This window comes from Ureibacillus chungkukjangi (genome assembly GCF_044795995.1).
GTDB classification, from domain to species: Bacteria; Bacillota; Bacilli; order Bacillales_A; family Planococcaceae; genus Ureibacillus; species Ureibacillus chungkukjangi.
The window spans coordinates 2,815,103-2,833,813 of the sequence record NZ_CP085009.1; the positions used below are offsets into that span (position 1 = coordinate 2,815,103).

The 18,711-nt window shown below is 37.6% G+C and carries 17 protein-coding genes and 1 riboswitch; of the genes, 5 read left to right on the forward strand and 12 right to left on the reverse strand.

All coding sequences use genetic code 11. The features are described 5' to 3' along the window. Nucleotides 1-49 precede the first annotated feature (49 nt). Together LG296_RS13855 and LG296_RS13860 are read left to right on the forward strand one after the other, a co-directional pair. Nucleotides 50-562 (forward strand): gamma carbonic anhydrase family protein, encoded by a 513-nt coding sequence (locus tag LG296_RS13855; protein WP_107935479.1) that lies wholly within the window; start codon nucleotides 50-52, stop codon nucleotides 560-562. Between the two features lie 118 nt (nucleotides 563-680). Continuing rightward, complete coding sequence (locus LG296_RS13860) at nucleotides 681-1,235, forward strand: hypothetical protein (protein WP_107935478.1); 555 nt, start codon at nucleotides 681-683, stop codon at nucleotides 1,233-1,235. 72 nt (nucleotides 1,236-1,307) lie between these two features. On the opposite strand, the gene metK is transcribed toward LG296_RS13860, so the two are convergent. Beyond that, nucleotides 1,308-2,504, reverse strand: coding sequence for a methionine adenosyltransferase (gene metK, locus LG296_RS13865; RefSeq protein ID WP_107935477.1), 1,197 nt, complete (start codon nucleotides 2,502-2,504; stop codon nucleotides 1,308-1,310). A gap of 453 nt (nucleotides 2,505-2,957) precedes the next feature. Beyond that, nucleotides 2,958-3,071: riboswitch (SAM riboswitch) on the reverse strand. Nucleotides 3,072-3,269: 198 nt separating this feature from the next. On the opposite strand from metK, the gene pckA reads away from it, so the two are divergent. Further along, nucleotides 3,270-4,856: a phosphoenolpyruvate carboxykinase (ATP) gene (gene pckA / locus LG296_RS13870; RefSeq protein WP_107935476.1), complete on the forward strand. Its 1,587-nt coding sequence runs from the start codon at nucleotides 3,270-3,272 to the stop codon at nucleotides 4,854-4,856. Nucleotides 4,857-4,918: 62 nt separating this feature from the next. Here pckA and LG296_RS13875 read toward each other — a convergent pair whose 3' ends face one another. The 4 genes from LG296_RS13875 to LG296_RS13890 all read right to left on the reverse strand — a co-directional run bounded on the left by LG296_RS13875 (nucleotide 4,919) and on the right by LG296_RS13890 (nucleotide 7,102). Beyond that, entirely contained in the window at nucleotides 4,919-5,698 is a 780-nt protein-coding gene (locus LG296_RS13875) for a S9 family peptidase (RefSeq protein WP_107935475.1), read from the reverse strand. Then, nucleotides 5,682-6,149 (reverse strand): NUDIX domain-containing protein, encoded by a 468-nt coding sequence (locus LG296_RS13880; RefSeq protein ID WP_107935474.1) that lies wholly within the window; start codon nucleotides 6,147-6,149, stop codon nucleotides 5,682-5,684. Before LG296_RS13880 ends, LG296_RS13875 begins: the two co-directional genes overlap by 17 nt. A gap of 53 nt (nucleotides 6,150-6,202) precedes the next feature. After that, the gene (locus tag LG296_RS13885; protein WP_107935473.1) at nucleotides 6,203-6,517 is read right to left on the reverse strand and encodes a transposase; all 315 of its coding nucleotides are present in this window, start codon (nucleotides 6,515-6,517) and stop codon (nucleotides 6,203-6,205) included. A 138-nt stretch (nucleotides 6,518-6,655) separates the two neighbouring features. Then, a complete protein-coding gene (locus LG296_RS13890) occupies nucleotides 6,656-7,102 on the reverse strand; it encodes a Dps family protein (RefSeq protein WP_107935472.1) in 447 nt (148 codons plus the stop codon). 333 nt (nucleotides 7,103-7,435) lie between these two features. Here LG296_RS13890 and yidD point away from each other — a divergent pair, with 333 nt between their 5' ends. Further along, nucleotides 7,436-7,669, forward strand: a complete 234-nt coding sequence (gene yidD, locus LG296_RS13895) for a membrane protein insertion efficiency factor YidD (protein WP_107935471.1) — start codon at nucleotides 7,436-7,438, stop codon at nucleotides 7,667-7,669. A gap of 150 nt (nucleotides 7,670-7,819) precedes the next feature. After that, nucleotides 7,820-8,851 (forward strand): metal ABC transporter solute-binding protein, Zn/Mn family, encoded by a 1,032-nt coding sequence (locus tag LG296_RS13900; RefSeq protein WP_107935470.1) that lies wholly within the window; start codon nucleotides 7,820-7,822, stop codon nucleotides 8,849-8,851. A 42-nt stretch (nucleotides 8,852-8,893) separates the two neighbouring features. Here the strand turns inward: LG296_RS13900 and LG296_RS13905 are convergent, their stop codons facing one another. From LG296_RS13905 to LG296_RS13935, 7 genes are all read right to left on the reverse strand, one after another. Beyond that, a complete protein-coding gene (locus LG296_RS13905; protein ID WP_107935469.1) occupies nucleotides 8,894-10,330 on the reverse strand; it encodes an o-succinylbenzoate--CoA ligase in 1,437 nt (478 codons plus the stop codon). Between the two features lie 93 nt (nucleotides 10,331-10,423). Next, nucleotides 10,424-11,689 (reverse strand): sensor domain-containing diguanylate cyclase, encoded by a 1,266-nt coding sequence (locus LG296_RS13910; RefSeq protein WP_107935468.1) that lies wholly within the window; start codon nucleotides 11,687-11,689, stop codon nucleotides 10,424-10,426. 124 nt (nucleotides 11,690-11,813) lie between these two features. Further along, complete coding sequence (gene ltrA / locus LG296_RS13915; RefSeq protein ID WP_107937924.1) at nucleotides 11,814-13,076, reverse strand: group II intron reverse transcriptase/maturase; 1,263 nt, start codon at nucleotides 13,074-13,076, stop codon at nucleotides 11,814-11,816. 625 nt (nucleotides 13,077-13,701) lie between these two features. After that, the gene (gene menB, locus LG296_RS13920) at nucleotides 13,702-14,520 is read right to left on the reverse strand and encodes a 1,4-dihydroxy-2-naphthoyl-CoA synthase (RefSeq protein WP_107937824.1); all 819 of its coding nucleotides are present in this window, start codon (nucleotides 14,518-14,520) and stop codon (nucleotides 13,702-13,704) included. Between the two features lie 113 nt (nucleotides 14,521-14,633). Then, a complete protein-coding gene (menH, locus tag LG296_RS13925; RefSeq protein WP_107937825.1) occupies nucleotides 14,634-15,452 on the reverse strand; it encodes a 2-succinyl-6-hydroxy-2,4-cyclohexadiene-1-carboxylate synthase in 819 nt (272 codons plus the stop codon). Further along, nucleotides 15,449-17,164 (reverse strand): 2-succinyl-5-enolpyruvyl-6-hydroxy-3-cyclohexene-1-carboxylic-acid synthase, encoded by a 1,716-nt coding sequence (gene menD / locus LG296_RS13930; RefSeq protein ID WP_107937826.1) that lies wholly within the window; start codon nucleotides 17,162-17,164, stop codon nucleotides 15,449-15,451. The genes menH and menD overlap by 4 nt, the downstream gene beginning before the upstream one ends. After that, entirely contained in the window at nucleotides 17,157-18,542 is a 1,386-nt protein-coding gene (locus tag LG296_RS13935) for an isochorismate synthase MenF (RefSeq protein WP_107937827.1), read from the reverse strand. The genes menD and LG296_RS13935 overlap by 8 nt, the downstream gene beginning before the upstream one ends. Nucleotides 18,543-18,711 lie beyond the last annotated feature (169 nt).

Below are 18,711 nucleotides of genomic sequence, written 5' to 3' on the forward strand. Positions count from 1 at the left end.
ATATTTGTTACGCTATACTATATCATACTGAGAAATGAGGAGATTTTCGATGATTTACCCTTTTAAAGATAAAAATCCTAAAATAGACCCATCTGTCTATATCGCAGATAATGCTGTAGTTACAGGGGATGTCACTATAGAGGAAGAATCTACTATATGGTTTAATACGGTGATTCGTGGTGATGTCGCGCCAACAATTATTGGAAAACGCTGTAGTATACAAGACTTGAGCTGTATTCACCAAAGTCCGAATAATCCGGTAATTATTGAAGACGAAGTAACTGTAGGCCACCAGGTTACATTACATGGTTGTGTTATTCGAAAAAGCGCTTTAATCGGAATGGGTTCTATTATTTTGGACGGTGCAGAAATTGGAGAAGGAGCTTTTATCGGTGCTGGGAGTCTTGTTCCTCCAGGTAAAAAAATCCCCCCTAATAGCTTGGCAATGGGGAGACCAGCAAAGGTAGTTCGTGAAGTTACGCCTGAAGATCGGGAGGATATGGACCGTATCATTCGCGAATATGTAGAAAAAGGACAAATTTACAAATCACTTCAGCCTTAACAACATATGATAGTAGAAACTCTAAATTTTCAGGTATAACGCTTCTTGCTTATACCTATTTTTTTTCAAAACTCTGAGTCTTTGAATCATTACATAAACTATATATAAGGAGAATGAGATGAACCAATATGAAACTAAAAGTATCTACTGGGTATTAGCAATACTCGTTATTATTATTGCTCCAATAATCGTGTTATTGACCCCTGTAATATTATCTGTAGTTGTATTTGAGGAGCCAAATAAAATTGCATTTATATCCTTTGGCAAAAATCTAGTTGTATATTCTTTAGCCTTTTTCATTGCCTTTATTTCATTAATAGTGCTGTATTTCATTAAAAAGATTATTACTAAGATAGTTGTTCTGATTTTATCGGCTTTTGGATTTTTCACTATCTTTTTTATGGGCGTAAATTATTATGTCTATTTAGATGAAGATTATATCGAGTATAATCCTTTGTTTGGTAGTAAAGTAGTTTACGAATGGTCTGATTTATCTCACATAAGCCATGTCTATCCAGAAGATTATAATGATAAAGAAACCTACACCTTCACCTTCAGCGATGGCTATTCATTTGAGTTTGAAGCAACAGGTGCAGTAGACTCCTCCATAAAAAGCAATATCTACAACAAAACTCAATTTTATAACATCCCCTTAGAACAGGATTTCCCTTGAAATGAAAACAGGTAGAGCGCAACTAGGCTCTACCTATTTATATCTATTCCCCTGCAAGGATTGATGTTAGTATTATAGACCTGCTTTGTCTTTTAAAAGGCTAGCAATATCTGTATTTTCCCAAGGTACATCTAAGTCCGTACGACCAAAGTGTCCATAGGCTGCTGTTTGCTTGTAAATTGGTCTACGTAAATCCAGCATTTTAATAATGCCTGCAGGACGTAAGTCGAATAATTCACTTACCCATTCTACTAATTGCTCTTCTTTCACAATTCCAGTTCCAAATGTATCAATTGAAATAGAAACTGGACGAGCAACGCCAATAGCATAAGCTAATTGTACTTCTGCACGTTCAGCTAAACCTGCTGCTACAATATTTTTTGCTACATATCTTGCCGCATATGCTGCAGAGCGGTCAACTTTTGTTGCATCCTTACCCGAAAAAGCACCGCCACCATGACGAGCATAACCACCGTAAGTATCAACAATAATTTTACGGCCAGTTAAGCCGGCATCTCCTTTAGGCCCACCGATAACAAAACGGCCAGTTGGGTTGATAAAGTATTTAGTACCCGCATCAATTAATTCTTCAGGAACCACTACGTTAATAACCTTTTCTTTAATATCTTCTTGAATTTGTTCTAAAGTTACTTCTTCATCATGCTGTGTTGAGATAACAATAGTATCTACACGAACTGGTCTGTTTTGTTCATCATACTCAACTGTTACTTGAGTTTTTCCATCTGGACGTAGGTACGTAAGCTCTTCAGATTTTCTTACCTCTGTTAAGCGTCGAGCTAATCGATGTGCAAGGCTGATTGGTAAAGGCATAAGCTCTGGTGTTTCATTACATGCAAAACCAAACATTAAACCTTGGTCTCCTGCCCCAATTGCTTCGATATCTGCATCAGTCATTGAACCTTCACGAGCTTCTAAAGCTTGGTCAACACCTAAGGCTATATCTGCTGATTGTTCACCAATGGCAACTAGTACGGCAAGGTTTTCTGCATCGAAACCATATTTTCCGCGAGTGTAGCCAATCTCAGCTACTGTATCGCGAACAATACCTTTAATATCTACATAAGTAGATGTTGTAATTTCACCTGCTACAAGTACTAAACCTGTTGTTACAGTAGTTTCACAAGCTACACGTGCATTTGGATCTTCTCTTAAAATTGCATCTAAAATTGCATCAGAAATTTGGTCACAAATTTTGTCTGGGTGCCCTTCTGTCACACTTTCTGATGTAAACAGTCGACGATTTGTCATTTCGTTTCCTCCTAAGTTTATAGCGAGATAATTTCTCGTTTTTGATACGGTACTCATTATCCATGTTAAACCCGTTCTACTAGATCGGTATTCCTGCCGTTACCTTTTAACTTGCCCATTTTTTCCCACTTTTTAAAATTTAATTAGGAAAATTTGAATTATTGTTTTATTATTATGTATAAAACAGTAATGGAACAATTTTTAGCCTAACAGTTGTCACTGTAATTAATCTTAGTTATTTAGTAAAGACTAAGTACAGGACTTATTTAAACTACATTCTAAAATGTATAGACGATCTCTTCACAAATACATGGATTTAGAAAGGCTCAGATAAAAATAGAAAGAAATGCTATACTATCCTTATCATTCTGTTCTAATTAGAAAAAAAAATTCCTCCACTCATTGTTAAGTACATGAGTAAAAGGAATTGTGGTTTCATGACATTACCTTTCACTCTTATCGTTCAAGGGTATTCCCTTGCATCAGGTTGGCACCATCGCGTTAAATGAATAACGCAGGTTGCCGGGTTTCATAGGGCCTTGACCCTCCACCAACTCGGGATAAGAGTATCCGTTCAAGAGTAAATCTTACGGAAAGTAGATTCACTTGTCAATCGTTTTTGAATAATTCTATTAAAGTTTAAAAATTTAAAAATAAATGTTGGATTAGTATAGACTAATTAATTCAATGTGTTATACTAATTTTTGAAAATAATCAAACCTCCCACCATTTTGGGAATTCTATAAAAAGGATGGTATTTAATCGATGAATTCAGTAGAAATTGCTAATGAGCTGAAGGAATTATTAAACGGCGAAAATATTAAAGTTCAATTATCCGTACCACAATTAGTGGAAAAAGCTACAGAACGTGGAGAAGCTACATTAACTGTTGATGGTGCCATAAGTGCTGAAACAGGCAAATATACTGGTCGTTCTCCTAAAGATAAATATATCGTAGAAGAAGAAAGCACAAAAGATAAAATCGACTGGGGTAATGTTAACCGTCCGATTTCTGCTGAAGTGTTTGATAATCTATATGTAAAAGTTGTCAACTATTTAAAAGAAAAAGATGAGCTTTTTGTATTCAAAGGATATGCTGGTGCTGACAAAGACTCTCAGCTGCAAATCCAAGTTATTAACGAATATGCATGGCATAATCTTTTCTGTCATCAATTATTCATCCGTCCAACTGAAGCAGAATTACCTATTCATAATGCTGAATTTACAATTGTATCAGCACCAAACTTTAAAGCAGATCCAGCAGTTGATGGAACAGCCTCTGAAACATTTATCATCGTATCATTAGAAAAGAAAATTATTTTAATCGGTGGTACCGAATATGCTGGCGAAATGAAAAAATCTATCTTCGGAATTATGAACTATCTACTTCCTGAAAATGATATTTTCTCTATGCACTGTTCTGCAAACGTAGGTGAAGCAGGAGATGTTGCATTATTCTTCGGATTATCTGGTACTGGTAAAACAACTTTATCGGCAGATAGCAACCGCAAACTAATCGGTGACGATGAGCATGGTTGGTCAGATAATGGTGTATTCAACATTGAGGGTGGATGCTATGCAAAAACTATCAACCTTTCTGCTGAAAAAGAACCAGAAATTTATAATGCAATTCGTTTTGGTACAGTATTAGAAAACGTAGTAGTAGATTCAAAATCTCGTATTCCTAACTACGATGATAGTACTTTAACTGAAAATACGCGTGCTGCTTACCCAATTAACTTTATCGATAATATTGTTATGCCTTCTGTTGCAGGTCATCCAAAAACTATCGTATTTTTAACTGCTGATGCTTTTGGTGTGTTACCTCCAATCAGTAGATTAACAAAAGAACAAGCGATGTACCACTTCTTAAGTGGCTTTACTTCAAAATTAGCAGGTACAGAGCGTGGAGTTACTTCTCCAGAGCCAGTATTCTCTACTTGCTTCGGTTCACCTTTCTTACCTCTTCCAGCTACACGCTACGCTGAGATGTTAGGTGAAAAAATTGATGAGCACGGCTCTCAAGTATTCTTAGTAAACACTGGTTGGACTGGTGGAGAATACGGTGTGGGTACTCGTATGAAGCTTTCTTATACTCGCACAATGGTTCGTGCTGCTATCGATGGAAAACTTAGTGACGTTGAAACGACACAAGATTCAATCTTTGGCTTACACATTCCAACAGCTGTGGAAGGTGTACCAAGTGAAGTGTTAGATCCTCGTGCTGCATGGGCTGACAAAGAAGCATACGATCAAAAAGCTAATTTCTTAGCTAACCTATTTAAAGAAAACTTCACAAAGTTCTCTAACGTTTCTGAAGATATCTTAAAAAAAGGTGGACCAATAGCTTAATTCCGATAACATTGAACAATATAAAAGCGGACTTTCTCTTAAAAAAGAGACGTCCGCTTTTTTTATTTCATTTTCATCCATTCACTTAAAGCCCTAACTGTTTGTCGGTTAATATGTGGAGGATAGTAATGAGTTAAGCCTGAAGAGAACCATGTCTCTACCTGCTTTTTTTCTTTGATTAATGTTTTTTCTAAATCATAGCTTTGTTCTATGCTAACATTCTCATCATCAGTACCATGAATGATAAGAACTGGGGCATTTATCATATCGACCTTTAAAAGAGGATTTCGTTCATCGTATTTTTCCTGTTCTTTATTTGGAGAGCCTCCAATAATACGTTTCAATGTTCTCCTCATGTCTACACGTTCCATGTACATTGAGGTAACATCTGAAACACCAGCCCATGTAACAACAGATTTGATGTCATCTCTTAAAATGGCAGTCCATAAAGCCATTAAGCCTCCACGAGAGAAACCAAATAAATGTACTTTCTTAACATTTGCACACTTTTTTAGAAATTCAATGCTATTCACTGCATCAAAACGGTCCTCTCCAGCCATCTCGTCACGCCCTTCCCCTCCTCGATTACCACGATAATAAGGGGCAAAGACAACTATGCCTTGACTCGCAAATTGGGCTATTCTCGGTGCACGAACCATGCCGATTGACTGAAGACCACCACGCAAATACAGTAACGCTTCGTACTGTCCTTCTTTTTTAGGTTTTGCTAATAATCCTTTCACACGAAGCCCCTGCGACCAATAGACAATTTCCTGCAAGATAACATGTGGGTTCGGCGATGGATAGCTTCTAATCATTTCAATACTACCATTTTCTTTCATGATGCTTCACTTCCTGTAACATCTTTTTCATTCCTGCATCTTTCATATAGAAGCTTAAATTTGGATGATTCTCTAATTCCTCAGAAGTAAGCCAGGTCATCCCTAGTGTTTCATGCTCTTCGACAAACTCATCGATTCTTTCCACTTTTCCTGTAAACACTGCTTTACAAAATGGAGGCGCATCATGAACAACATAATACGCAAACCATTTCAAATCATCAATTTGAACTGCCGTTTCTTCATAAACCTCACGAATTGCTGCTGTTTCTAATGTTTCTCCTGGTTCTATTTTTCCACCTGGAAATTCTATGCCCCGCTTTTTGTTGATGGTGCATAGCCATTTCCCCTCGTAATACACCAATACTAAAACATGCTTCGGTTCTATTTCATAAGGCCCTTTTTCAAAGCTTAGCTCACATTTACATCCATTTTCATCGATAAAATTAAACATCCCTTTAGCCACTTCCTTCTTACTAATAAGTCTAGCTAAGGGATGTATTGGAATCAATGGAAATAAGGCAATTCTTCAACAAATTTTTTCGTATGTTCGTCACCAAATTCATGGATTAACGCATATATTTTTTTCATTCTTGTATCAATTTCATCATTAGATTCGTCCAAGTGATATGGGATATATGGTAAGTGAGCACGAACAATATTATCGAATTCCAAAGAATTTAGCTGTAAAAATAACTTTTCAAACAAACGTGCTTTCTGTTCTTCTAATTGCAGTTTAAATTCACAAGGCAATCCTAGCGGCAAATAGCTGTAAGACTGATTAGCGACAGAAACATAAATTGTAGTATCGATAATAATCAACTCCTTTTCAACAGTATGCCGCGGAAAAAAGTGAACTATTCATACCGCAAAAAAGTGAGTTGTATTAGTAAGTTTTAAAGTTTAACAAAAAACCCAAAAGTATTTAGATATATCTTTTGGGCCATATTATTTATATTCTTATCGCTCATTTAAGAACGCCGAAAGCATCCAGACATGTTTTTCAAAGCTTTGCGCCATTGCATTTAGCATGTCTTCTGTACGGTCATCACCTTCTTCTGAAGCCTGCTGCATTGCTTCTTTAAGAAAGCCCATAATCGTTTTAAAGTCAGTAATTGTTGTACCAACCATTTCCTCAGTTGTTTCTGTACCAGTGGCTTCTCTAATATGAGACATCTCTAGATGCTCTGCTAAGGTTGCAACCGGTTTTCCACCCTTAGATAAAATACGTTCCGCAATTTCATCTAAATTTAATGTGACCTCATTATAAAGCTCCTCGAATTTTGCATGTAATGTAAAGAAGGATGGTCCATTTACATACCAATGATAATTATGAAGCTTTGTATAAAGTACTGAAGTTGTTGCAACTAAATCGTTTAAGTGTTCTACTAATGGTTTGTTTGCCATAATATCCACCTCTTATTTAAATTAATTTTTTTACTTTCTAATGACACCATTACTATAACCTTCATAGCATTGTTTAAAACATCTCCATATATATAAAGACTTATAACTGTTGGAATTGTTTACCCTAGTCTTGTCTATATGATTTATAATAATGTTTGAGGTGATTGTTATGGATACTACTTTAGCTATAATAATTCTAGTTGCTGTTATGTACTTCGTTATTATTATTTGCGCTATCCTTTTTATTATGAACAAAAGAAAAAATATATTTACTCAAACAATTGATCCAAAGCCGCAGCAGACTTTTCAAGTGAAGCAGGAGAAGAAAAATTCATGAAGTATCCTTTTATTTGGCTTATAACATTTTATCGTAAAGTGATTTCACCAGTTACCCCTCCGTCTTGCCGCTTTTACCCAACATGCTCTCAATATGGGCTAGAGGCATTTCAAAAACATGGGGCCCTTAAAGGACTTTACCTAACGACAAAAAGAATATTAAAATGCCAACCATTCCATCCTGGTGGCTTTGACCCGGTACCAGAAAAATGGCCTTCGAAGAAAAAATAATTCGAGGGCCTTTTGTTATGACAATTATTGATTAATATTTTTTTAGAAAATATATTTTTTCTAATTGTTTTTTTTCATTTCTTCATGTATTATTGAGAATGTTGAAATTGCAAATAGTAACAATTACTATTTAGAAGGGTTTGAAAAGAAATGAAAAAATTCTCTTATTTACTATTAATTGCTGCCCTTTTCCTTGGACTAACAGCATGTAATAGCACTTCCACTACTAATAATGAAGCAGCAACTACAAAAAAAGATGCGGATACAATTAATGTTTACACAACGGTTTATCCTTTAAGCTACTTTGCGGAGCGTATTGGTGGCGAGTATGTCAATGTTACTTCTATTTACCCACCTGGAACAAATGAACATACATTTGAACCAACTCAAAAGGATATGATGGCTTTAGCAGATGCAGACCTGTTCTTCTATATCGGATTAGGACTTGAAGGATTTGTTGAAAACGCTAAAAACACGTTAAAAAATGAAAACGTAAAATTAGTTGCCACATCAGATGCTATCTCAGATGATCAGCTTCAAGCATCTGCAGAAGAGGAGCATGCCCACGAAGACGAGGGACATGAAGAGCACGACCATGATCATGAAGGTGACGGTCATGAAGAGGATGAAGAAGAAGGTCATGAAGGTCATAACCATGGCGAAACAGATCCACATCTTTGGCTATCTCCAACACTTTCACAGGATTTAGCACGTGCAGTAAAAGACGAGCTTGTTGCTGCTTTACCTGAACAAGAACAACTATTAAATGAAAACTATGACCAGTTGATTTCTGATTTAGAATCTCTTGACCAAGAATTTGAAAAAATGGCGTCAAAGGCTACATCAAAAACTTTCTTTGTTTCTCATGCTTCATTTGGTTATATCGCACAGCAATATGGATTAGAGCAAATTGCTATTGCAGGGATTAACTCACAAAGTGAGCCATCACAGAAAGAGTTAACTGAAATTGTCGATCAGGCTGAAATGCTACAAGTTTCTTATATTTTATTTGAACAAAACGTTTCTTCAAAGCTTTCTTCAGTTATTCAAAACGAAGTTGGCGCTGACTCGCTTGAATTGCATAATTTAAGTGTTTTAACTGAAGAGGATATTAAAAATAATGAAATCTACTTCACGCTGATGGAAAAGAATATTGAAACATTGAGTCAAGCTTTACAATAATAGAAAACGGTTCATCTCTTCATTTGAGTTGAACCGTTTTTGTTAGTTTAATAAGTCTTTAAGCTTTCTTCTGAGCAATTTATCTGATCCACTTCGCGGCAGATTCGGTACAACATGAAAATACTTAGGTACCTTATATTTTGCTAATCGTTCTTTACAAAACTCTATTAGCTCATCCTCACGAACATCTTCCTTTAAAACGATAAACGCTACTGGAACCTGTCCCCAGGTTTCATCATCTATGGCACAAACACCAGCCTCACCAACCGCCTGATGGCTCAGCAGAACATTCTCTATCTCAGCTGGATAGATATTTTCTCCACCTGAAATGAGTAGGTCAGAGCGGCGATCTACTACAAATAAATAACCTTCCTCATCTAAGTATCCAATATCCCCAGTATGTAACCATCCATCAACTGTCGAGCTTCTCTCCGAAAAACTTCCAATATAACCCGGTGTCACATGGGGTCCACGAATTAATATCTCCCCCATCTCTCCCGGAGACGCGACGCCAGCTATCTTAATTTGATTAAAGAATAACGGCTTCCCAGCAGAACCTAATTTTCTCAAGGCGTCTTCATTTGAAAGGGTAGCTGTTTGAGAAGACGTCTCTGTCATTCCATAAGTTTGTGAAACCATTAGATTTAAGCGATGCGCTCGCTTGATATAATTTTCAGGAACTGGTCCACCACCGGCCAAAATCATTTTAAATTTAGGTGAGGCTTCAAGTCCTCTATCTTCTAGCTCTTGTAGGACACGCTGAAGCATCACTGCTACTGCAGACATATGTGTGACTTGTCCCTCTGCAATATCCAATGCCGCTTGATCCTTGTCAAACTTTTTATAAAGCTTTACAGCATTCCCATATAATAAAGAACGAACTAATATTGAAAACCCACTAATGTGAAACAATGGTACCGTACAAAGCCAGACATCTTCTTCAGATAAGCCGATATTTAATACAGATGCTAAAGCACTTGCTTGATGGTTCCCTACTGTTTGACGCACGCCCTTAGGTAATCCAGTAGTTCCAGATGTATACATAATCGTAACGGTTTGATCTAGGGACCATTCTTTACTTATCTCAAGGGATTTACCCACCGTACTTTCAACTGCAGAGAATACAATCGGCGTATGAATATCTGGTAGCAGTAAAGCATCCTCATCAGCTACCAATACTTTTTCTACCTGTGCATCCTCAATTTGATATTGTAGCTCGACCTTTGATAGCTTACGATTTAACATCACCATTTCACATTGGAGATGCATGCATGCATACATCATAAAAATAAGGCTTGGTTCACTAGGGCCAAGAATCGCTACTCGTTCCTTAGGTTTAATGCCCAAAGCAGTTAATTGTGTTGCTCGTTTAACTGATATATTTTTTAGTTCTTCAAAAGTCCAAGATTGCTCTTCAAAACTCAATGCTCTACGTGCTGGTGTCAATTGTGCACGCTGTAAAATCCAGTTTGGATACATTGCCACTCCCCCCAATTCCTGCATATATATTTTAACGCTAATAGAGAAAACTTCAAACTAAAAGAGGCTCACCTAGTAAGGAAAGCCTCAGATTCATGAATTGTTGATATGATATTGGTTCTTGCCTTCATGCTTAACCTCGTAAAGGGCAACATCTGCACTTTTGAAATAATACGTTTCACTCATGTACTTTGTCGTACAAATTGTTGCACCTATACTATTTGTTATAGCAATTGAAGTTTTCTCAGTAACAATTTCCTCAAGCATTATATTTTGAAGCTTTTGGATAACCTCTTTTAATGCTTCTTCATTATCACATCTATATAACAGTACTATAAATTCATCGCCGCCTAGCCTTGCAGCAATGCCTTCTTCTCCAATTACCTGTCGCGTTCGTCTCGCAACCTCCTGTATCACCTGATCTCCTATCTCATGTCCCCAGGTATCATTTACAGTCTTAAAATCATCAATATCAAATAAGATTAGTGAAAAAAACTGCTCTGTTAAGTTAAGTTTTTCAATGGATTCGGTTAGGCATTTTTCAAAATAACGACGATTTGGCAATCCAGTTAACGGATCATGATAAGCATAATACTCTAACTTTTCTTGCATTTCTTTTTGCATTGAAATATCACTAGCTACTAAAACCATTTGTCTGAAATTATCTTCTTCATCGAATACAGGAGTCCCCTTCACTTCAGTCCAAATCCATCCATTCACTTTATGGAGTATTTTAATGATGATTTGAAATGGTTTTCCGGTTTTCCTCGAATCAATATAGACTTGATTTAACTGCTCAGAATAATCTGGGTGATTGTAAAAGAATGGATCCTGCTGCAGCATTCCTTCTACGGTTTTCTTATCATATCCAAACATACCCTCAACAGAAGGTGAAACATAGAGATATTCTCGATGTTCATTCATTAAAAGAATAACATCCTGTACATTTTCCGCTATTATTTTGAAAAACAATTCACTTTGGTGATACTTATTCATTAATGAATCGTATTCAGTCATATCCTTTAAGGCTAAAAATAAGCCTTTTTTTATGTCGGATTTATCCAAAGGAATACATTTCACTAAACAATTAATTCGTTTTCCATTCTTATGGAGCAATTGAATATTTGTATCTGTTTTAATCCCACTCATCATATCAGCAAAGCATCTTCTGGCTTGTTCCTTGTCTTCAATGAAAGATATAAACGCTTGATTTTGCATCTCACTTAATGAATAACCGATAACCTTTTCGCTAGCTGCATTTCCATTTTGTATTTCACCTGATAAATTGATTATTAAAATTGCATCATTGTTCAAATCAAAAAGTGATCGATAATTAAAGTTGTCAGGAGAATGGTTCATTTTTCATCTCTCCTTAAGTTATATACGTAAGTATTAAAAGTCAAAACGCAATCGAGTAGGAGGGAGTGATTAACTCCCGACCTCTCACACCACCGTACGTACGGTTCCGTATACGGCGGTTCAATTAAGATGAATAACGCAAAGTTTCGTAACGAACTTGCAGACTTTTCAGCCCTTGGCTTTCCCAATAGGAATTGCCGAGGGTTCTGTGTAATATGGGGCTATTAGAAATGCGCCAGTACCCTTTCCGGGTGTTTCCCCACTCGTATGCTTTTCCAAAAGGAACTTTCAATCGAGTAAGATTTCTGACTCTTGTTCGAGGTTTCTTCCAATTCTTCCATAGACACATCCTTAATCTTCTTTTAATCCAGCTATCTAGTGATTTGAATGTGGAACTTGTATCTGCTAATGCAAAATAACCACACCACCCCATTAGATACTGGTTTAACTTCTCGATTCTGTATTCCATGGAATATGGCATCTTTCTTGAGGTAATCTCTCGTATTTTCATCTTCATTCGGACTAGACTTGTTTTCGCAAGACGAACTTTTGGTTCTTTGTGATTCGTGAAACTAAAACCTAAGAACTTTCGGTTCCAAGGACGATCTACTGCTGATTTCTTTTGGTTTACTTTTAAACGAAGTTTTCCCTCAATAAATCTTTGTACACTCGCCATTACTCTTAACCCCGCACGTTCCGTTTTCACATAAATATTGCAATCATCTGCGTATCGAACGAATTTATGTCCACGTTCCTCCAACTCTTTATCAAGTTCATCTAGAACTACGTTTGAAAGTAGAGGACTTAAAGGTCCACCTTGTGGTGTTCCTTCTTCTGTACTTGAAACCACTCCATTTATCATGACACCGGCTTGGAGGTATTTACGAATAAGTTTTAATAAAGGTTTATCTGAAATTCGTTTCGTTAATGTTGCCATTAGTCGGTCATGATTAACCTTATCGAAGAATTTCTCTAAATCCATGTCAATTACCCATCGATAACCTTCCTTTAAATAACCCTTTGCTTTCCGAACGGCGTCATGGGCGCTCCGATTTGGACGGAATCCATAACTGTGGTCCGAAAATGTTTCGTCATATTCCTTCGATAAAATCTGCGAGATAGCTTGTTGAATCAAACGGTCTGTCACGGTTGGGATACCTAGTAAACGCACACCACCATCTGGTTTCGGGATTTCGACTCGACGTACTGGTTGCGGTTCATAGGTTCCATTCAAAATCTGCGATTTAATGGTTTCCCAATTTTCGAGCATGTGCTGTCGTAAGGTTTGTACGGGCATCATGTCTACTCCATGGCTTCCTTTATTCGCTTCAACTCGCTTTAGCGCTTGTATCATATTTTGCCGTTCAAGAATTTGATTCAACATCACCATTTCGTTCCTTTCCGTGATTAGCTTATCTTCTTATGCCCATCTGAACTCCACCCTCCGCAAATACCCTCGTGGGATTCACCACTACTTTCTAAGCGTGAGGTTTCTCTGTTTTCTGTGCTCATTCATTCTAGATGGAAAGCCAAGGGCTAATCTCTCTTAATTGTTCAGTCCTTCCGACTGGTTCTAGACCCAATCGTACTATGACCTCTGCTGACTTCTGATGATTCAGCTACTTGTCACCAAGTAGGTTATGAAGGGTACTTCATGTTTCCATCAGACCTCCCCGGGTAAGCACATGCACTTTCACACCATCTATCCGCCTCATTTACTAGGTATGACCTTCGACAGAAAGGACTTTGTTTTGTCTTGCAAACTCATCCAGTCGTAACTAGCCTTGTATGAGATTCGTGTTCCTCGGACCGGTGTTTTGCCTCCAGCTTCCTTCAGATTCCGCGTCGCCACGGACACCCTTGCTCTTGGCTAACCTCTACTTCTGTCTTCGGGGTTCGGGACTTACACCCTATAGTTCATGCGCATGCCGGGCGCACAAGAAAAAAGCAAGAGAAGTCTTTTCTTCTCTTGCTTTAATTTACCCATATTAGTATAAATAATTCTTCTTAAATCAAGGGAATCTTGGGAATTGACCGAAATCAGGCTTACGTTTTTCTTTAAATGCATCGCGACCTTCTTTTGCTTCGTCTGAAGTATAGTAAAGAAGTGTTGCATCACCTGCAAGCTGTTGAATACCTGCTAAGCCATCAGAGTCAGCATTGAATGCTGCTTTTAAGAAGCGTAAAGCCATTGGTGATAATTCAAGGATTTCCTCACACCATTTAACTGTTTCGTCTTCTAATTGCTCTAAAGGAACAACTGTATTAACTAATCCCATATCAAGTGCTTCTTGTGCATTATATTGACGACATAAGAACCAGATTTCACGTGCTTTTTTATGACCTACGATACGAGCTAAATAGCCTGCACCATAACCGCCATCAAATGAACCTACACGTGGACCTGTTTGTCCAAAGCGAGCGTTTTCTGCAGCGATTGTTAGGTCACATACGATATGTAAAACGTGACCTCCACCGATAGCATACCCTGCTACCATTGCAACAACTGGCTTTGGAATTTTACGGATTAAAGTTTGCAGGTCAAGCACATTTAAACGTGGGATATTGTCGTCTCCAACATAACCACCATGTCCACGAACTTTTTGATCTCCACCTGAGCAGAATGCAAGCTCGCCTTCACCAGTTAAGATGATAACGCCTACTCGCTCATCATCACGTGCACGAGAAAATGCATCGATTAATTCTGCTGTTGTTTTTGGACGGAATGCATTACGAACTTCCGGACGATTAATCGTAATTTTAGCAATACCGTTATACAATTCATACTTAATATCTTCGTAAGTATGTAAACTTGTCCATTCACGAGTCATTTTTTTACCCCCTATATTATTTCTTTTCTAATGCTTCCAAGATTAGCGTTTGCTAATCCTTTTAATTGAAGGAATGTACCTTTTTGTACGGAATTAATAATGACGTACTTAGGTTAGCTTTCTTTAATCTTTATAGCATCCTTTACTATTGTAGCAAATTGTTCAGGATTTTCCACATGAATCGCATGACCAGCCTGTTTAACTGTCACATTCTGTGCATTTTGTAAAAGCGCTTGCATTTCTTCAGCAATTTTACAAAACTTTTCATCCAATTCACCGGTAATTAATGTAACAGGCATCTTTAGTTCCTCTAGCCTTGACCAAAGAGAGCTTTGAGCGCCTGTTCCCATCCCTCTTAAGCTATTTGCTAAACCTATCTCGGATTGGGATAGTCGTTCTTCTCTAATCGCTTGTTGAGCGTTTAAGGAGAGCTTTTTTTGTGTAGCAAATAAAGGGATGTTCTCCCATTTGTCTACAAATGCTTCTAACCCGTTCGCTTCAATTATAGCAGCAAGACCTTCATCTGATGAGCGTCTTATAGCTCGTTCCTGAGCACTCTTTAAACCAGGAGAGGCACTTTCCAACAGGAGATGCGATATCTCCCTAGGGAAAGCTGTAGCATAAGCTAACGCAACCCTTCCTCCCATTGAATAGCCAAGTAATATGAAATGATGAAGCTTAAGCTGTTGAAAAATTTCATTTAGCTGAAGTAGTTGCTCATCCATTGTATAGGCTGCGATATCCTTTGGTGAATCTGTTTGCCCATGCCCAACTAGGTCAATTGCCACCACACGATAATCAGATAAGGATTGTGCTACAGTGTTCCAGGTTGAAACGCTCCCTGTAAACCCATGAAGCATAACGATAGTCTGCTCTAAATGCTCGTTCCAGATTCGAATATTTACTGTAACACCGCGTACCTTGAGTTTCATTGCTCTAGCTCTCCATGAATACGTTGCCAAAGATTCCTATGGCTAATGACATTTTCCTGGCGATTAGTAAAAATCTCAATTAAGCGTAATGGGTTATTTTGCGGCTCTAATAATTTATCTATTTCATGAAAATCTTTAATCTGTATATATTCCATTTCATACATCTTGGCAACATCCGCGAATTGGAGTGCTGTTGGCGTACCAAATAAGTCCTCATAGTATTCCTTAACTGTAGATTGAGCTAAATAGGAGAAGATTCCGCCACCGTCGTTATTAAACACGATGATGTTGATTTTACATGGCTGATATCGTGTGGCAATTAAGGCATTTACATCATGCAATAAGGCCAAGTCTCCTATTAATAAATACATATCTCTATTTTTCCTAGCTTGGCTAAAGCCGATTGCAGTGGACATAACACCATCAATCCCGTTTGCTCCACGATTTGCAAAAACTTGGATATCCTTATCTGTAGGAACTAAGAAAGTATCAATATCACGAATCGGCATACTGCTACTTACAAAAAGATCACTACCGCTTGGTAAGTTTTCGATTAAATAGCGAACAGCTGCCCCTTCATCGTGTTCAAGTGTGGGATATGAAAGAATATGCTTAACTGCAATTTCCTCACTTTTACGCCATTGCAATAAATATTCTCCGCTAAATTCTGAAGTATCTATATTTAACTCACTAATCCACTCACCAATTGTCCCGTGGATAAAATGTGTTGATACAGCGGCTGAATCACGAAACATTGGGTCTTCATCAATAACAATATAATTTGTTGGAAGAGTTTCAATTAAGAAATTCGTTAAAAATTTCGAAACAGGCTGAGCCCCAAAACGAATGACTGTATCTGCAACCACCTGTTGTTTAAATGATGTGTTTTTCAATAATGCATCATATGTAGAAATGAGATACTGTTCACAATCCTCTGGAATATTTGCTCTTAAATTTGATAGACTCTCAACTAGGACTGGCCATTTCACTTTACGAATAAATGACCACATTAGCTTTAAATCAGTACCAAGAGCAAGTTCACCTACAATTATAAACCCTCTTTTTGTTTGGTTAATAATAGCTGTTAAATCGTCCTTTGCTGCTTGCGAAGGCATGATTTGACCGACATAACTATTTCTAAATGTTGGTGCTTCCAGCTCCTCCTGAAAATCTATTAATAATGGCTCTCGAAACGGCACATTAAAATGAACTGGTCCCAATGGTGCAGAAGTGGCAATACTAACCCCTCTAGCTATATGGCGTTCCACATAGGGCAAAGTTACATTTGCTTCATCTGGAATCGGGAACTCTGCACTCCATTTCACTCGCTCGCCATATAAGGAAATTTGATTTATCGCTTGTGGAGCCCCTACCTCACGCAGCTCATGTGGGCGATCCGCAGTAATGATTATCAATGGTACTCGCGCATATTTTGCTTCTACAATTGCAGGGTAATAATTAGCTGCAGCAGTTCCTGAAGTACATAAAAGAACTACTGGCTTCGCTTTAGCCTTTGCAATACCAAGAGCAAAATAAGCTGCTGAGCGTTCATCTACCTGTCTATAGATCGATAAGCTTTTAGTTGAAGCAAACGCATAGGCAAGAGGCGTTGAACGAGAACCTGGACTAATAACCACATCCTCAACTCCATTTTGCATTAATGCTACAACCATCTTATATACATAGCTTGTTAATATTTCACGGTCATTCATGCAATTGTCCTCCTAAAGCACGTAACATTGGTCGGAACTTTACTAATGTCTCTTCATATTCTGAAATTGGCTCCGAATCTGCAACGATACCGCCTCCAGCATATAAATAAGCTTTGTTATCCTTTAATGCTGCTGAACGAATAGCTACTGCAAACTCACCATTTCCCTCTGCATCAATCCACCCAAGAGGTGCTGCATATAATCCACGGTTCATGTATTCATTTTGACGTATTACAGCCATCGCTTCCTGCCGTGGTACGCCACCTAAAGCCGGTGTTGGATGTAGAAGTTTTACAAGCTGCAGGATAGTTGCATCTGGTGAAAGCTTCCCTTCAACTGGCGTATACAAGTGTTGAATATCGCGAATCTTTAATAGCTTCGGACGCTTTGGCACCTTGTATTGAATGCAATTTTTTTCAAAAGTATTAGCAATCATTTCAACAACATATTGATGCTCACCTAAATTTTTCGCGTCATTTAATAAGCTCTCGCCAAGTAGCTGATCTTCTTCTGCCGTTTTCCCACGTTTAATGGACCCAGCAACACATGAAGAATAGGCTTGTCCATTCTCCACCTTTACTAATCGTTCAGGAGACGCTCCAAAGAATAGAAGATCCTCATGCTCTAAGCCAAATAAATAGCTTTCTGGTTGCTCATTTACTACATGGGACAATACTTGTGGTGAGCTTATTGTATCCTGAAACTCCATTTCTAAAGAACGAGCAATTACAACCTTCTTTGCCTCATTTGCTTTAATAAGGTTTGTAACAGTTGAAATTGTTTGTAGATATTCGTCTTTAAATGGCTCACGATAATTTGTCATAAGCGGTTTACTATAGGTTTTCAGCTCTTTAACTTGTGCAGCGTGAATTAACTGGTCTCGTTCTTTTCGCAGCTGCTCAAATTCTTTAAGACTATTGTGTTGATCTGTTATTAAATGAATGCTGATGTAAGCCTTATCATTACGTATTACTAATTGATATGTAGCTACTGAAAAAAAGCTTTGTGGAAAACGGTCCCACTCTCCATTTTTGTCATTCTTCGGATCAAAGGTAAACCCGCCAAATAAGATTGGCTGTGGTTCAGTTTCTTCTTTTACTATATTTTTAGTTAGCTCTTTCCATTGCTTTTCAATTTGATCAAAGCGCTCATCGCCACTATTATTTTCAATTTTATAAGCATGTCCAAGGCCAACTAATGTGAATGTTTTCTCACGATTTTGCCAAAAAAAGCGTTGTCCTTTATATTGTGATTCACCAGCAGCATAGAAAGCTAATGCCGATAATCTACTTACTTCTATTGTTTCAATATAGAAGGATAATTTTGAATTAATTGTTTCCACTTCTACTTCAGTGGTATGTAACCACTTCTGATGCATCGAATTTCCCTCCATCAAAGGCAGTATTGCCTAGAAAACTTGAGCCATTTTATTTATGAAAAATTTGATTTATTCCTACTAAAAATAGCAGGAAATAAACCTTTCTAATAGCTCATGTGTATTGTTGTCGAATTTACGTTATCTATTCTATCATATCACTTTTTTTACA

Bases quoted from the DNA above. Each gene is read 5' to 3' on its own strand.
- LG296_RS13855 (WP_107935479.1), top strand. From the start codon at position 50: ATGATTTACCCTTTTAAAGATAAAAATCCTAAAATAGACCCATCTGTC.
- LG296_RS13860 (WP_107935478.1), top strand. From the start codon at position 681: ATGAACCAATATGAAACTAAAAGTATCTACTGGGTATTAGCAATACTC.
- metK (WP_107935477.1), bottom strand. From the start codon at position 2,504: ATGACAAATCGTCGACTGTTTACATCAGAAAGTGTGACAGAAGGGCAC.
- pckA (WP_107935476.1), top strand. From the start codon at position 3,270: ATGAATTCAGTAGAAATTGCTAATGAGCTGAAGGAATTATTAAACGGC.
- LG296_RS13875 (WP_107935475.1), bottom strand. From the start codon at position 5,698: ATGAAAGAAAATGGTAGTATTGAAATGATTAGAAGCTATCCATCGCCG.
- LG296_RS13880 (WP_107935474.1), bottom strand. From the start codon at position 6,149: ATGTTTAATTTTATCGATGAAAATGGATGTAAATGTGAGCTAAGCTTT.
- LG296_RS13890 (WP_107935472.1), bottom strand. From the start codon at position 7,102: ATGGCAAACAAACCATTAGTAGAACACTTAAACGATTTAGTTGCAACA.
- yidD (WP_107935471.1), top strand. From the start codon at position 7,436: ATGAAGTATCCTTTTATTTGGCTTATAACATTTTATCGTAAAGTGATT.
- LG296_RS13900 (WP_107935470.1), top strand. From the start codon at position 7,820: ATGAAAAAATTCTCTTATTTACTATTAATTGCTGCCCTTTTCCTTGGA.
- LG296_RS13905 (WP_107935469.1), bottom strand. From the start codon at position 10,330: ATGTATCCAAACTGGATTTTACAGCGTGCACAATTGACACCAGCACGT.
- LG296_RS13910 (WP_107935468.1), bottom strand. From the start codon at position 11,689: ATGAACCATTCTCCTGACAACTTTAATTATCGATCACTTTTTGATTTG.
- menB (WP_107937824.1), bottom strand. From the start codon at position 14,520: ATGACTCGTGAATGGACAAGTTTACATACTTACGAAGATATTAAGTAT.
- menH (WP_107937825.1), bottom strand. From the start codon at position 15,452: ATGAAACTCAAGGTACGCGGTGTTACAGTAAATATTCGAATCTGGAAC.
- menD (WP_107937826.1), bottom strand. From the start codon at position 17,164: ATGAATGACCGTGAAATATTAACAAGCTATGTATATAAGATGGTTGTA.
- LG296_RS13935 (WP_107937827.1), bottom strand. From the start codon at position 18,542: ATGCATCAGAAGTGGTTACATACCACTGAAGTAGAAGTGGAAACAATT.